14 protein-coding genes, 1 tRNA gene and 1 pseudogene are annotated in these 14418 nt (G+C 64.2%); 6 read left to right on the top strand and 10 right to left on the bottom strand.

All coding sequences use genetic code 11. The annotated features are described in order from the left end of the window. Positions 1–11 precede the first annotated feature (11 nt). Both NRB20_RS17985 and NRB20_RS17980 read left to right on the top strand, forming a co-directional pair. Complete coding sequence (locus NRB20_RS17985) at positions 12–476, top strand: peroxiredoxin (RefSeq protein ID WP_153411304.1); 465 nt, start codon at positions 12–14, stop codon at positions 474–476. Between the two features lie 46 nt (positions 477–522). After that, a tRNA-Val gene (locus NRB20_RS17980) sits at positions 523–594 on the top strand. A 90-nt stretch (positions 595–684) separates the two neighbouring features. Here NRB20_RS17980 and NRB20_RS17975 read toward each other — a convergent pair. The 3 genes and pseudogenes from NRB20_RS17975 to NRB20_RS17965 all read right to left on the bottom strand — a co-directional run bounded on the left by NRB20_RS17975 (position 685) and on the right by NRB20_RS17965 (position 3072). After that, positions 685–1513, bottom strand: a pseudogene (locus NRB20_RS17975) (transposase family protein). A gap of 597 nt (positions 1514–2110) precedes the next feature. After that, positions 2111–2743 (bottom strand): nucleotidyl transferase AbiEii/AbiGii toxin family protein, encoded by a 633-nt coding sequence (locus NRB20_RS17970; protein ID WP_153411303.1) that lies wholly within the window; start codon positions 2741–2743, stop codon positions 2111–2113. Next, the gene (locus tag NRB20_RS17965; protein WP_153411302.1) at positions 2743–3072 is read right to left on the bottom strand and encodes a hypothetical protein; all 330 of its coding nucleotides are present in this window, start codon (positions 3070–3072) and stop codon (positions 2743–2745) included. Before NRB20_RS17965 ends, NRB20_RS17970 begins: the two co-directional genes overlap by 1 nt. A gap of 160 nt (positions 3073–3232) precedes the next feature. Here NRB20_RS17965 and NRB20_RS17960 point away from each other — a divergent pair, with 160 nt between their 5' ends. Beyond that, positions 3233–4699: a hypothetical protein gene (locus tag NRB20_RS17960; RefSeq protein ID WP_153411301.1), complete on the top strand. Its 1467-nt coding sequence runs from the start codon at positions 3233–3235 to the stop codon at positions 4697–4699. 15 nt (positions 4700–4714) lie between these two features. On the opposite strand, the gene NRB20_RS17955 is transcribed toward NRB20_RS17960, so the two are convergent. The 3 genes from NRB20_RS17955 to NRB20_RS17945 form a co-directional block, all read right to left on the bottom strand. Next, entirely contained in the window at positions 4715–5584 is an 870-nt protein-coding gene (locus NRB20_RS17955; protein WP_153411300.1) for a hypothetical protein, read from the bottom strand. Then, positions 5574–7940 (bottom strand): TOTE conflict system archaeo-eukaryotic primase domain-containing protein, encoded by a 2367-nt coding sequence (locus NRB20_RS17950; RefSeq protein ID WP_319945055.1) that lies wholly within the window; start codon positions 7938–7940, stop codon positions 5574–5576. The genes NRB20_RS17955 and NRB20_RS17950 overlap by 11 nt, the downstream gene beginning before the upstream one ends. Positions 7941–8091: 151 nt before the next feature. After that, positions 8092–8364 (bottom strand): hypothetical protein, encoded by a 273-nt coding sequence (locus NRB20_RS17945; protein WP_153411298.1) that lies wholly within the window; start codon positions 8362–8364, stop codon positions 8092–8094. Here NRB20_RS17945 and NRB20_RS17940 point away from each other — a divergent pair. Both NRB20_RS17940 and NRB20_RS17935 read left to right on the top strand, forming a co-directional pair. Next, positions 8355–8621: a response regulator transcription factor gene (locus tag NRB20_RS17940; protein ID WP_319945054.1), complete on the top strand. Its 267-nt coding sequence runs from the start codon at positions 8355–8357 to the stop codon at positions 8619–8621. The two genes, NRB20_RS17945 and NRB20_RS17940, sit on opposite strands and share 10 nt — an antisense overlap. Continuing rightward, positions 8618–9013 (top strand): sensor domain-containing protein, encoded by a 396-nt coding sequence (locus NRB20_RS17935; RefSeq protein ID WP_153411297.1) that lies wholly within the window; start codon positions 8618–8620, stop codon positions 9011–9013. The genes NRB20_RS17940 and NRB20_RS17935 overlap by 4 nt, the downstream gene beginning before the upstream one ends. Positions 9014–9195: 182 nt before the next feature. Here NRB20_RS17935 and NRB20_RS17930 read toward each other — a convergent pair whose 3' ends face one another. The 3 genes from NRB20_RS17930 to NRB20_RS37605 form a co-directional block, all read right to left on the bottom strand. Next, positions 9196–10212, bottom strand: coding sequence for an aldo/keto reductase (locus tag NRB20_RS17930; protein ID WP_153411296.1), 1017 nt, complete (start codon positions 10210–10212; stop codon positions 9196–9198). Between the two features lie 789 nt (positions 10213–11001). Beyond that, positions 11002–11673, bottom strand: a complete 672-nt coding sequence (locus NRB20_RS17925) for a nucleotidyl transferase AbiEii/AbiGii toxin family protein (protein WP_194289905.1) — start codon at positions 11671–11673, stop codon at positions 11002–11004. After that, positions 11634–11963 (bottom strand): hypothetical protein, encoded by a 330-nt coding sequence (locus NRB20_RS37605; protein ID WP_194289904.1) that lies wholly within the window; start codon positions 11961–11963, stop codon positions 11634–11636. The genes NRB20_RS17925 and NRB20_RS37605 overlap by 40 nt, the downstream gene beginning before the upstream one ends. A gap of 453 nt (positions 11964–12416) precedes the next feature. On the opposite strand from NRB20_RS37605, the gene NRB20_RS17920 reads away from it, so the two are divergent. After that, positions 12417–12737 (top strand): EthD domain-containing protein, encoded by a 321-nt coding sequence (locus tag NRB20_RS17920; RefSeq protein WP_153411294.1) that lies wholly within the window; start codon positions 12417–12419, stop codon positions 12735–12737. A gap of 31 nt (positions 12738–12768) precedes the next feature. Here NRB20_RS17920 and NRB20_RS17915 read toward each other — a convergent pair whose 3' ends face one another. Beyond that, positions 12769–14226 carry a DoxX family protein gene (locus tag NRB20_RS17915; RefSeq protein WP_227833629.1) on the bottom strand — a complete coding sequence of 486 codons (1458 nt, stop codon included), beginning with the start codon at positions 14224–14226 and terminating at the stop codon, positions 12769–12771. Between the last annotated feature and the right edge of the window lie 192 nt (positions 14227–14418).

Here is a 14418-nt window from a genome sequence, read left to right as displayed (position 1 = left end):
AGGATTCGCGCATGCCACTCGAAGTAGGCACGGCCGCACCGGATTTCACGCTGAAGGATCAGAACAACCAGGACATCAGCCTGTCCGACTACCGCGACAGCAAGAACGTCCTGATCGTGTTCTATCCGCTCGCCTTCACCGGCGTCTGCCAGGGTGAGCTGTGCAAGGTCCGGGACGAGCTGCCCAAGTTCCAGAACGACAACGCCGAGATCCTCGCGGTCTCCGTCGGCCCCCCGCCCACCCACAAGATCTGGGCCGCCGAACAGGGCTACACCTTCCCCCTGCTGTCCGACTTCTGGCCCCACGGCGCGGTCGCCCAGACCTACGGCGTCTTCAACGACAAAACCGGCTTCGCCAACCGCGGCACCTTCGTCGTGGACAAGTCCGGCATCATCCGCTTCGCCGAGATGAACGGCCCCGGCGAACCCCGTGACCAGGCAGCTTGGGAGAAAGCCCTCTCTGCGTTAGATTCATAACCCGCGCCTCCAGCAGGCCACCCACTCCGCCTACGCGCGGAGTACCGGGCGTATAGCTCAGCGGTAGAGCTCTGGTTTTACACACCAGCGGTCGGGGGTTCGAACCCCTCTGCGCCCACCCGACGGAAATGGCAGGTCAGAGGCCTCACCATTCTTTGTGTAGCGTTGCATGAATAGTGAGCCTTTCCGAGTAGCGGCGTGTTGTTGTTTACGTGGTCCTGGCGTGTCGATGGTGTAGCAACACCAGGGCAGCCGAGACGATCGCGCCGATCCGCCACGGGCACAAGCTCACTCGCCGCAGCGCCTTGAAGCCTTTGAGCAGGGCGTTGCCGCGTTCGCCGAGGCAACGCACCCGGTTATGGGCCTTGTTCGCCTCCTTCTGCTCGTCGGTGAGTTCACCGTCGGCGGGTGTCCTGGCCGCCGTGCTCAGCAGATCCGGCTCGCCCACGTAGCCCAGGTCGGCCAGGACTTTCCGGTCATCAGTGGTCCACACCGACAGCACCGGCACCAGGTACTCGTCGGCCCGCAACGCGGTGATGTCGTGCGTGCGGCCCGGCACCACCGCCGAGGTCCACAGCGGCCACCCGTCCGGAGCGGTCACGACCTGCACGTTCCCGCCGTGCCCGTGATGCTTTCCCGACCACCACAAATCGACACGAGCACGTGTGGGTCCCGACTTCCCCGCCGACGCCGGCGTCGGGCCGGGCTCGCCGCATCGGCCGGTCTCGACCAGCATCCCATCCACGCCGATGCGTTCGTAGCCCGCGGCTTTCGCGGCCAGCAGCGCGCCGTGCAGCGACGGCGCCCGGTCGGCGATCACGTCGATCGCTTCGTGCAGTGCGTCGTAACAGGTGCTCAGCCCGATCGCGTTGTCCAGAGCCAGCTGCTCGACGCGGGTGCCGTCGGTGAACCGCCTGTTCCATGCACGTCAGAGCCCGCCACCGAGTCCCCAGCTCGCGGCGTCGTCGAGCCAGCCAGCTCTCGACGGCCAGGACCGGTCCCTTCCGGGATGGCAAGAACGGCAACGTATGACACACTCATCAGGCGCGGCCCTCTATGAAGTTGATCTTTGGAAGGACCTAACTTCTTACCAGGGGTTCCGCGTTTCTCGTTGCATACCAACCCAATCCAGCCGTCAGCACACACCTGGCAACCGTCGGCGAGTGACCGCCACCCGGAAAGGCTCAGTGACTCTGTCCCTGAGCTGCAGTAATAGCGACCCCAGCGGTTCGAACCCGTCAGGGTCCTTGAGGCTGAAGGTCACTGTTGTGGTCAGTGTGGCAAGAGCTATTCGTGCCGGGTGTCGACTCTTACGACGGATCCGTCCGTTTGGGTGGGCCTGCCGCCGTGTCAGTTTGGCTCTGGGCGCCGTCGTGGGCATCGCCGGCCATGTCTCTGGCAATCGCGATGATTGCTCGGCTGAGTCTTCGCAGATCGGGAGGATCCCTGAGTTCACTGGTAACGACCAAGCGGTGTTCGCGTCTGGGCATATCCGCCTCCGTAAATGGTGGCCATCGGACAGGTTGGATCATGCCCGGAGACCGACCAAAAGGTATAAGTTGGCGAGCCGCTTTCATTGGCTCGTCGCAGTACACAAGGGTCGCTGTCGACTACCGGGCTGCATCGGGTCGGTGTCAGTCGGTCAGCTGTTGTTCCCAGTCGGCGAAGCGTTGTCGCATCGCTGTGACGGCGGCCGTGGTGACTTCGTAGGGTGTGAAGTCTCGGTCGGGCATCCGATGCAGGTACGACAGCGACTCGGCGAACATGTTCGGGTCGAATCCGGGGTTGTGTTCGGTGGCGATCGCGAGCAGTTGTTCACGGGTGTAGCGTCCGCTGACCAGGATAGCGTCGATGTCGAGGTAGTCCCGCGGTGCCCATCGGTTGAACAGGGCGTCCATTTTGCCGGCGACTGCGTCGTCGGGGTGTAGGACGGGGCCTACCTCCAGGATCACGGGGGACCGGGCGCGCCAGAAGACGCCGAGGTCGACTTTGCCGGAGTGCCCGTCCGGAAAGGTGACTGTCATCTGGACCAGGTCGGGGGTGCGTCGCACGACATCGACGGAAAGCCTGGCATCTTCGAATGCGGAGATCACGTCGTCGGCGACTTCGCCTGGGGTGCCGCGGATGTCGGAGAACAGGTCGACGTCCTCTGATGGCCGTGAGCCCATGCCGTGCAGGGCGACGGCGTGGCCGCCGCCGAGGACGAATCCGCGGTTACCGACGATATCGAGTGCGATGCGTGCGAGTTCGTGTTGGCAGGGGTCCATCAGGCGGCGGCCCGCAGTTCTGGGAAGTGTTGTTCCCACAGGGCGCGAACCGGCCGGGCGGGCCGCATCTGGGACCAGATCGCAGCGAGCAACCGTCCACTGACCAACTCCCGCAGCTGCCTGTTGGTGCCTTCTTCTAGGACGATCTTGTACGCGGCGGTCCGATCGTAGTCGTCGTCGAGGTCGAACTCGGTTCGACCGCCCCAGGCCAGCTCGACCGGGAGGCTCAGTACTCCGTGTTCCGGGCCGTGTAGCTCGGCCAGGGAGTCGACGACCTCATAGGGCTTTACCTCGGCAAAGCTGAACGGTGTCGAGATGCGCTCGGACATGCTCACAGTGTGCCGCAGACGCCTGCGCAGGTAAACCGACGGTGCGATCACACGCAGTGTTGCGACGCTGTCGACGAAGTCCAGGAGTGGCACCGTCCGGGGTTCAGCGCTGGCTGCGAGTTCGCCTCCGAGCAGTGGGTTCTCGTGCAAGGCTTTGGTTGTGGTGGCGCGTACCGATTCGATCAATCAGACACAGTGCGATGTCCTGCGCTGGGTGTCTGACGGGTGCCCGGACGGCGTGATGACCGGCAACGGCCACAAGGTGACGGCGAAAGCGCTGGAGTGGCGTGGTTTGGTGGCGCTGTCAAAGAAGGGCGGCGGGTGGCGTGCCGAGGTCACCGATGCTGGCAGGTACTACTTGGAGTACGGCAGATATCCGGATGACCACTGGGTGTCTCGGAAGTCTGCACGGAAACGAGCACATCGGCTGCAAGTCGGCGGTATGCCAACCCGTTCAGCGGTCGTCCACAACGCGAGTCCCGCCGAGTCGGAGAAGCATCGTGACCCGGAGTCGGTTACCTCGCGTCGGCCACCACCGGACACTACGGCTCGGATATCGGTGGAACGACGTGCGGCAGCCCAAAAGCTGATTGATGAGCTGATCACTAGCAAGCGGGTGATCGTTCGTCAGCCAGACGAGTCCGTGCGCGCTGAATGGCGGAAAGTTGTGGACTTTGCCAAGCGCCACAAAATGATTCCAGCTGGTTGCCGGGTCGAGAAGTTTCGTTATGGCCGGAATGATTTGCAGATCGTGCTGGTCCAGGGCGTCCACCCGAACGCGAAGCGGCCGATTGAGGCAACCACCGAAAGCATGGCGCCCGACTCCATCGCCGAGTTGCATCCGTTATTGGCGTCTCTCGAGAATCCTAATGCTGCCTTCGTGGTATCCGAACTACTGATTCCGCGGGTGCTCAGATTTCTCCATGTATTCCTGACCGAATGTACGGTCCGCGACTTCGCTGTGGATTGGTCGCCCAACAAAAGGAATGGCATCGTCATCGCTGTCGAGGGCCAGGAGTATCACCTGACTGTTACCGAGGAGACCGAGAAGCGCGATGTCCTTCCGACACAGGATGAGCTCGCTGGCCTGAAAACGTATGCCTGGCAACGTTTTCAGGCTGAGACACGCGTGGCGCCGAACGGGCGATTGGCGGTCGCGCTGATCTACTCTCGCTGGAGTCGCCGCAATTGGGCCGACCGCAAAGCCTGGACCATCGAGGACAAGTTGCCGGCAATCCTCGCTGAACTTGAGTCGAGTGCTCGGGCCGAACGCGAACGTAAGGCTGAAATCGAGCACAGGAAGCAGCAGAAGCAACAGGCGTGGGAAGTTGCCATGGACCGTGCTGGCAGCCAGTTCCAGGAGGATCGGCGCATTGCGGCCCTGAATTCCCAGCTCAGCGATTGGGAGAAGGCGGCTCGGATTCGCCGATTCTGCGAGGCGTGTGAAGCCGACCCAGTCCGTAACGTGGACTCAGCGGATCGGGGCGAATGGATGGCATGGTGCCGCGACTACGCCGATCGGATCGATCCCGTGGTTCGTGGGCCATCAGCGCCGGCGCAGTGCGAGCCGCGACCGGAAGACCTGCGGCCGTATCTGCCACAGGGGATGACCCCATACCAACCGTGACTGGGCAGTGGCGCTCTATTGCTCCTGTCTGTGCTGCAGGGTTCCCACGGGCACTCCGAGTTCCCGCTCGATGGCGTCCGCTTCGCGGCGGTCGGCCCGTCGCAGCACGGTGACCGCACGCTCGATGAGTCCGCCGAGCCGGACAACCTCCTCCCGCAGGGCGAGCAGTTCGTCGTACCGGTCGACAGCTTCCGTACCGCACCACTGCCGCACCAGCTCCCGGGCGGGCCCGTATTCCACCTCCATCTCAGCGTCGACCCGGGCGCAGATTTCAGCGCTTATCCAGTGCTTTCCGCTCTGGTGTCCGAAACGGTTCTGTTGTCGTCTGGTGCGTTCGTGGGCATCCATCTCAGCCAGGAGCAGGTCGGCATACTTCTGGGCTAAGCGACGCACAATGACCTGAGCCACCGCCCATGGAACGACCAGCGTGCCATCCGAATCGACGAAGGAAACCGGATCGCTTAGCATCTCCGGCTCGAGCTCGAGTCCGGCGATGAGAGCGTCGACATCTGAAATACCCAGTACACCGGCAGTGCCGAAGTAATCGAGCTCCGCGACCAGCGGCACGTTACGAATGCGGAGATAGTCGAACACCATGTACCACGCATGGTCTTCCCACACCTCGAGATCCGACGCGGCATAGACAGCCGCCCACCGGTTTTCCCGGGCCTGCCATTCGTCGACATTGGCCCATAGGACCTTGAGCCGGGCCGGTGGAACCCATTCCTGGCGGCCCTCGTGTGCGTCGTCGAGGAACTTGATCTGCACTCGGGCGGGCTTCGCGGCGCCGATCTTCACAATCTCGACGCGAGTCGTTTCGTCGACTTGCCGCTTGCGATACGCCCACTCCTGACCGACAGCGAGATCACCGAGATCACGAGGCATGGAACTCCTCTGCTGGGTTTCGTAGCTTGCGGGGGTCTGGGAAGCCGAGTTCGGTGTATCCCGGGGCGCGTTTGCGTAGTGATGAGGCGATCACGGGGGTGAGTGCGTCGTGGTAGTCGTGCACGGTTGCGGTGGTCTTGCCGGGGTGGGCGCGGGTGATGCGTCCGGCGTACTGGACGAGGCGGCCTTTGAACGAGATGGGTGCGGCGAGGAAGAGTGTGTCGAGGGAGGGGCAGTCGAAGCCTTCTCCGATGTAGGAGCCGGTGCCGACGACCAGCAGTGGCGAATCTTCGGCTGCGCGGGCTGCGATCGAGTCGATAGCTGCTTGGCGGTCACGGGTTTTCATGCCGCCGCGCAGGACGATGATGTCGTCGCAGCCGGCGGCGGTGAGGTGTTCGGTGAGCGCATCGACGTGGTCGACCCAGGTGGTCAGGACCAGAATGTTGGCGCCCGTTCGGTGCGCGTCGAGCACGTCGGTGACGATCTGTTTCAGGCGATCCTTGTCGGCGACGAGTGCCCGGTAGATCTCGGCGATTCCTCCTGGCTGGCTGGGGGCGGCGTCGCCGTCGTACTCGAACCGGGTTGGGTGCACGTGGAGTACACGATGCGGGGCAGGGGCGTCACTGTTGGCTGGCAGGTGCCCCGCTGCGGGAGCGTCGATGGTATGGGTATGTGAGCCGAGCTGGTGGTAGATGAGGTCGTCGAGTTGGTCGCGTCGGTAGGGGGTGGCGGTGAGACCGAGCCAGTATCGGGCGGGGATCTGGTTGAGGACGTCGGTGAAGGCGGAGGCGGCGATGTGGTGGCATTCGTCGACCACGACGAAGCCGTAGCTGCCTGTGAGTTCGCCGACGTTGGTGCGGCGGGCGAGGGTGGGCAGCAGGGCGACATCGATCACCCCAGTGGTCTTGGATCGGCCGCCGCCGATCTGGCCGCATTTGACGCCGAGGTATTCGAGGATCCGAGCGCGCCACTGATCGGCGAGGGCTTTGCGGTCGACGAGGATCAACGTCGACTTAGCACGGGAAGCGATTGCGGCGCAAGCGATCACGGTCTTCCCAGTGCCGGGTGGTGCGACCAGCAGGCAGGTGTCCTCGGCTTCGATAGCGCGTAGCGAGCTTTGTTGTTCAGGACGCAGGTCGCTCGAGAAGCTGAAATCTTGCTCGTTTCCGTCGACCCGGTTGTCGTCGATACTCAGTGTGCTGTCTGCTGATTCGACGAGTGTGGTGAGTAGCGGCAGCAGTCCGCGGGGCAGGATCAGGTCGCCTTCGAGAGTTTCGTCGTAGCTTCGCAGGAATCGTGGTGTGTCCCAGGTGCTTCGACGGGCACGCTGTCGAGCGTGGAACTCCGGGTTCGAGATAGACGCAGCATGCTTCACAGCCGAGATCATGGCCGGGCCGAGATCTGCGGTGCTGAGCTGGAGTCGCGCCTCGAATCCCGCACGAATGATCGGCGCGGGGCGGGGCACGATTTTCGACGAGGTCGGCAGCTGTAACCGGCGAATGTCGTGGCCGACTCTGGGCTCGCCGAGCGTGGCTGCTAACGCGTCGGCCTGTTTCGGCGACAGCCCGGGGATGCTCGACAGATATGCCCACTGGTCATCGAACGGTTCGAGGGTGGCTGGATCGAGGAACAAGGTGGTGCCGTGTCGACGGCGGGCACCGTTCAAGGGAGCGGCAATCAGATTGCCCACACCGCGGCCGGTATGGGTGTCCTGTGACGGGAACAGTCGATCATAGCTGGACAGACTCATGCTGCCGCGCAACTGAATTGCCTCGGCGAGCAGGCCGGTGGCGATCCGACGTGCCGTGGCAGCCGGGGTGGCTTGCGCGAAGAAGATCCACACATGCGCACCGCGCCCAGACTGGGACACTTCGAGCGCGGCCGGAATATCTTTGGCGCGTGCGGCTTTCAGATAGGCCAGGGCGTCGAGCATTGCCGCGCTCTTGTCGAAATCGGCCGCTACCCACCAGCAGGAGTCCTCGTCGGTCAGCGGGTACAGGCCGACATGGTGGTCCCCGCGCAGGTGATCGGCAACGACCTCCTCGGTCAGCGGCAGATACGGTGCGTCCGAACGGGACATGCCCTTGCGCCAGCGTCCTCGGACCGCGGGCATCCAGCCAGATCGACCATCGCGGCGGTTTTCCCAGCGAACCGCGAAAACATCTGAGCGGCAACGGAACAGGTCGAGATAGAAACGGACCTTGTCCGCTGGTGTCGACCGCATGTCGACCGGCGTGTGCGCCGACGTCTGATCCGGGTGGGCGGCGCGGGCCTGCTGCTCGGTGAGATCGAGCAGCCGCCGCAAACGCTGGTTCTCCGCTCGCAGACCATCGAGTTCCCCGGGATAGGCATCCACGGCTAACCAGTGTGCCGTGTCGTGGCCCGTGGGTGGAAGCGGCCGGTCGGGTTGAGGTGAATAGCCTGTGCAACGCAGATCGCTGCCTGGTAGCTGTGGGGAGGAAAATCACTTCGGACTCCGGTGTGTCGTTAGGATGGAAAGGTTCGGACTACTGGGTTCTGTTGCTGGGTCGACCGGCTGGGCGCATAGGTGTGCCGCGTTTGTTGAGGGCGCGGTTGATGCTGGTGGCCGGGAAGCCGGTGAGTTTCGCGCAGCTTGCGAGGGAGTGCCCGGCGCGGTAGAGGCGTTCGGCGCGGTCGATGTCGGTGGCGGTCATCGACTGGAACCGGCGGGGGACGCCGTGGCGGGTGAGTAGGCCCAAGACGGCGGTCTTGGATACGTGGTAGCGGCGGGCGAGTTCGGCGGTAGAGGGTGGCCGCACTGGCGTCGCTCGGCTACACCAACCGGGAGATCGCGCGCCGGCTGTACGTCACGGTCAGTACCGTGGAACAGCACCTCACCAGGGTGTATCGCAAACTCAACGTGAACAACCGGACCGACCTGCCCGCCGACTTCTCGCTGTACCGGGCGGGCACGACGGGCGAACTCTGCCCGACCTCGTCGGCCGGTTCGGGTACGGGGCGCGGCACCGCGGTCACCCTGCGCGGGTACGAACGCGGTCACGCGAGCAGGCCGTGAGTGCCCCGGCGGAACCGGGCCGATTCCGGCTGCCCTGCTGGGCGCTGCCGCTGGGGCTGATGGCCCTGCTCGGCATCGGGTTGTGGTGTGCGACGGTCACGTCGATGGCGTTGGTGTTGGTCACCGTCGGCGTGCCGTTGTCTCCGGTGCTGCTGCTGGTACTGCGCGCGTTCGCCGACCTGCACCGGCGCCGGCTCACCGAGGTGACCGGTGTCGTCGTGCCCCCGCCCCTACGAGCCGGTGCCGCGCAGATCATTTCCACTCCGGAGGCGTCGGCATCCGGTACTCCGGTGATATCGCGCGGTCGGCTGGTGACTCCGGCCGGTGCGCCGGGCACGCGATTCGTTCAACTCGATCACCTCCCTGATCGGCGCGGTTCTGCTGGTGAGTAGCGCGGCGGTTTCGTGAGGGATGTACGGGAGCGATCTCGCAACGTCACGGAGTTGCCTCGGAGCGCCACCGACTACGCCGCCCTCATACAGCAGGCCGCCGCGAAGTCCGAGGTGGCACGGACGGCGGCCGGATGGTCCCATCAACCGCCCGCGACCCGCACGACCTCACCACCGTCGATTGCTCAGCGGCGGCGGGCTGTGGGGAGGAGTTCGTGGGCTCCGTAGCTGTTGTCGTCGGGGTTGACGGTGACGCCGGGGGCCACGAGTTCGTCTATGCGGTCGAGGATTTCGGGGGTGAGGGTGAGGTCGGCGGCGGGGAGGTAGGAGGTGAGTTGGTCCATGGTGCGGGGGCCGACTATCGCGCTGGTGACGCCGGGGTGGGTCAGGACGAAGGCGATGGACATCTCCAGCAGGGGGATGCCGGACTGGTCGGCGAGTTGGGCGAGGTTTTCGACGATGTCGAGTTTGCGTTGGTTGGCGGGGGTGGACAGGTCGAAGCGGACGTTGGGGCGGGCCGCGGAGGTGGGTGCGGCGGCGGCGTTCTTGCGCCAGCGGCCCGAGAGCCAGCCACCGGAGAGGGGGCTGTAGGTGAGGGTGCCCATGCCGTGGCGTTGTGTGGTGGGCAGGACGTCCTCCTCGATGCCGCGGACCAGGATCGAGTAGGGAGGCTGTTCGGTGACGAAGCGGGCGAAGTGGTTCTCCTTCGCCGCCCACTGGGCTTCCACGATCTGGGAGCCGGAGAACGAGGACGAGCCGATGTAGCGGACCTTGCCCTGGTGGACGAGGTCGGTGAGGGCGCCGAGGGTTTCCTCGATGTCGATCTCGGGTGTCGGGCGGTGTACCTGGTACAGGTCGATGTGGTCGGTGTTCAGACGGGACAGGGAGTTCTCGACCGCGCGCATGATCCAGCGGCGCGAACCGCCGCGCTGGTTCGGGTCATCGCCCATCGGCATGAAGAATTTCGTCGCGAGGAACACCTCGTCGCGGCGGCCCTTCAACGCCTCGCCGACGATTTCCTCCGAGACGCCGCCGGAGTACACGTCCGCGGTGTCGACGAAGTTGATCCCGGCGTCGAGCGCGGCGTGGATGATGCGGATCGAATCCGCCCTGTCCTCGTTGCCCCATGGGCCGAACATCATCGCCCCGAGGCACAGCGGGCTGACCTGGACGCCGGTACGGCCGAGCGGACGGTACTGCATGGAACTCTCCTCACCGATTCGACAGTCGGCCGCGACGTCGCCGCGGTCCAGGGCCGATGCCCGGCTTCGACGGTAGGCCCGTGCGGCGCGACGAGGGAGGGGCTGTCGTTACCCCGCGCGCCGTTACCCCTCGGGCGGCGTCGAGCGAATCGGCGAGGAAGTTGCGCGCCGCGCCGGAGACGAGCACATCGACCGTGCTCCACCCGCGCGCACGGATGCGAAGACCGCTGCTTCCGGTCGTAACGGCCGGATCATATTGAGGTGGCGCATGATCGCTGAGCCGAGTGACGATTTCGAGTTGCTTCCGGCTGCTCCGTTCCGGCTTCTCGCAGCGCGCTGAAGTCGTGTTGGCAGGGGGCGTCTGCGCGTGTTCGGTTTTCGGCTGCTGCGCTCGTTGAACGTTCCGGCGCGGTTACTCAACGGTGCTGTATGTGGTTGGCGTCGTTGATGATTCGGCTGATGGTGGAGTGGCCGCGGCCTGTGGTGCGGGCGATTCGGGTGGGGTTCGGCCGTGGTCGTGGTGGTGGGTGAGGATGGTGGCGACTTCGGCGGGGTTGCGGCGGTGGTTGGGGTCGCGGTTGCGGGACGGGCGGGCTTGTCGGCGGGTTCCTGCCTGGAGCGACGGGACGTTATCCCGGAGGGAAACGTCGAGCCGGTTCGGCTTCTTACTCGATTTTCGTCTTCGTACCTGAGAACCGGATATGGGCTGTCCGAGAAACGTCAGCGACTTTCTGGGCTCTTCTCGAGCGATGAGTCCGTGGTAATCACTGGTGGCTGCGTTGGGGTCGGTCAGGCAGTCAGCTGTTGTTCCCAGTCGGCGAAGCGTTGCCGCATCGCGGCGATTGTGTCGGTGGTGACTTCGTAGGGGATGAAGTCTCGGTCGGGTATTCGCCGCAGGTAGGACAATGATTCGGCGAACATGCTTCGATCGAATCCGGGATTGTGTTCAGCGGCGATCGTGAGCAGTTGTTCCTGGGTGTAGCGCGTGCTGACCAGGATGGTGTCGATGTCGAGGTAGTCGCGGGGTGCCCATCGGTTGAAGAGGGCGTCCATCTTGCCGGCGACTGTGTCGTCGGGGTGCAGGACCGGCCCGACCTCCAGAATCACCGGGGAGCGGGCTCGCCAGAAAACACCGAGGTCGACCTTACCGGCGTGCCCGTCAGCAAAGGTGACCGTCATCTGGACCAGGTCAGGGGTGCGTCGTACGACGTCGACGGAGAGTCCTGCACCCTCGAATGCGGTAATCACGTCATCGGCTACCGCGTCCGGTGTGCCCCGGATATCGGAGAACAGATCGACGTCCTCGGATGGCCGCGAGCCCATGCCGTGCAGTGCGACGGCGTGACCGCCGCCGAGGACGAATCCGCGATTGCCGACGATGTGGAGCGCGATGCGTGCCAGTTCGTGTTGGCGGGGGTCCGTCAGGCGGCGGCTAGCAGCTGCGGGAGCTGGTTTTCCCACAGTGCGCGGACGGGGCGTGCAGGCCGCATCTGGGACCAGATCGCGGTGAGCAGCCGTCCGCTGACCAGCTCTCGTAGGTGCCGTTTGGTGCCTTCTTCGAGGACGATTTTGTACGCCGCAGTTCGGTCGTAGTCGTCTTCGAGGTCGAATTCGGTCCGACCACCCCAGGCCATCTCGACTGGTAGCCGCAACATTCCATGTTCCGGGCCGTGTAGCTCGGTGAGAGAGTCGATGACCTCGTAGGGTTTGACCTCAGCAAAGCTGAACGGTGCCGGGGTGGGTTCGGACATGCTCATAGTGTGCCGTAGACACCCCTGTGGGTAAACCAACCGGCGGAGTACGCGCTGTGTTGTCGGTAACCCGGGGTGCAAGAACGGGGTCCCTCGTGGACAAGGCCGTCGCGGCGTGAGCACCCACGTGCATGGGCGCGTCTACGGGATTTCGCAGATCTGATCGTCGAAGGTGACGTCGAATGGTTGTCCGATGACGTGGCTTCCGGCGCCCCGCCGCGGACCTTCCTCGCCGAATACCGCACCTCCTTCGAATGAGAACCTCCCCATGGCCACCGCCGACGGGGCGTGCTCACCGCGCGTGCTCTGACGATCGAGGCCGCCCGCATGGCCAGCCCGGGATTGCGGTGCTTGCGGTGGGTGTCGTTGTGTCGCCGCGCTGTTGGTGTGCAACGGTGGGTTGCGGGATCGGTGGGGGATACTCGCTGTTGTCCAGGAAAGGGAACGAGTTCGATGTTCAAGGTTGTTGCGTTGTTGGTGCGGAAGGCCGGGGTGAGTAGGGAGGAGTTGATCGCGCATTATGAGGATCATCATGTTCCGCTTGTGACCAGCTTGGCTCCGGGGCCTATCGACTATCGGCGTAATTATGTTGTCTCCGATGGTGTGTCAGGAGATTTCGACGTGATGACCGAGCTGACTTTTCTCGATCGTGCGGCGTATGAGGCTTGGGTGGGGGTGATGTATGCGCCGGGGTCGGGGGTTGCTGCGGATGAGGAGACCTTTCTCGATCGTTCTCGCACAAGGTCTTTCGTTGTGGATGAGCGCATCGGGTGATTCGGTTTGTCGGCCGGGTTGGGAGTTGGCGTCAGCGGTTGTTCGGGTGTTCCTGGATCCAGCTGAAGGTGTTGTCGGTGAGGGGGAAGGTTTTCGGGTCCAGTTTGGTGAGCCAGGCGTGGATGCGGTGGCCGGAGTAGTCGTTGGCGTCGATCACCAGGCGGTTGGTGCCGGGCCACCAGTAGGTCAGGCGGACGTGGACGGGGGTTTCTCGGTAGGTGCCGAGTTCGATGCGGTGGCTCATGTCGATGATGTGGCGGCGGGGGTCGATGGTGCCGCCGTATTCCTCGAAGGAGTCGTCCATGTGTTGGATGGTCAGTACCAGTGGGTCCGTGACGTGGAACGGTTTGTCGAAAACTACTCTGCGCCAGCGTAATTCATCGGTGAGGAGGGGGTCGCGGCGATAGCCTTCGCTGGAGAAGCCGTCGACCTGGTAGATGCCGTACAGGGCGGGTGTGGGGGTGGTCCACTGGCTCCAGTTCTGGCGGGCGACGGTGCCGAGCAGCAGTAGGCCCACCAGGACCTGGGCGAGTGTCGATATTCGGTTGCCGCGGCGGGTTCGGAACAGCGGGGTGGTTTCGGCGGCCGGGGCCGGGCGGTCGGAGAACAGGACGATTGCCAGGCGGCGTAGGCGGGGTGCGAGCAGGAGCAGGCTCAGGATCAGCAGGTGGGAGGAGACCGTTTTGAGTCGGATGCCGTAGGTCATGTTCAGCACGAACACCTGGGTCAGGTCGACCGAGCACAGCAGCGCGCCCGCGGTGGTCGTGTACGGGACCAGCAGGAGCAGGCCGCCGAGCAGTTCGGCCACGCCCAGCATGATCTCGTACGGTTGCGAGGCGCTGACCTGGGACCAGAGTGCGCCCTCGGGGCTGAAATTGCCGTACGGCTCGACGAGTCGGTTCAGTATGAACGGCATCTGCGTCGGAATGGCTTTGGCCATACCGAAATAGAACATCGCCGCGACGAGTACGAACCGGACGAACAGTAGGAACCAGGTGTGCAGACGCCGATACTCGAGTCGGTGCCGGTCCAGGATCGACCAGATCAGTGTCGCGGTCGCGGCGAGCGTCGCCATCAAAAGTAGTGCGGTCCACTGGAATGCGCTGTCGCTGCCGAGTTGCATGCTCACGACGCGTATGCCGAGTACGTGGGTCGCGATCCACTCGATCAGTGGGGTGAGGATGCCGAGCAGGTTCAGCACAGAGGCCCATGACAGGTGAATTCCCGTGCCCGCCAGCAGGATCGGCAACAGGCCCAGGATCGCGGCCGCTCCGAACAGGCCGAAGTAGCAGAAGGCGAAGCGAAAGGCGATGCGGGTCAGGAGGTTCCAGGCATCACTCCGCACCGAGTCGTCGGAGGGGCGCGTGTCTCCCTCCGGCTCGACTGTCGTGTTCGATTGCTGCTCGTCGGTTCCGCTTGCGTCGCAGTCGGTGTCGTGAGCAGCGATGTCCTCGGACTCGCCCGAATCTGATTCGTTCAGCAACGTCATGATGTCGTCTCGTTATCCGATCCGTTCCCTTGCCCGAGGCAGCCGGTGTGGCTGGAGCTGAGTGTTCTCGGTGTGACTTGCGATCGTATTGCCGATCGCTTAACAGCCGCGATTGATTGCCAGGTCGCTCGACTCGGGAAGTCGGTCGGCCCGCTTCGGTTCGATTCGGCTTGATTGATTCTAAAAGTTATT

This window comes from Nocardia macrotermitis, assembly GCF_009604405.1.
Taxonomy (GTDB): domain Bacteria; phylum Actinomycetota; class Actinomycetes; order Mycobacteriales; family Mycobacteriaceae; genus Nocardia; species Nocardia macrotermitis.
This window is presented reverse-complemented; position numbering and strand designations above follow the sequence as displayed.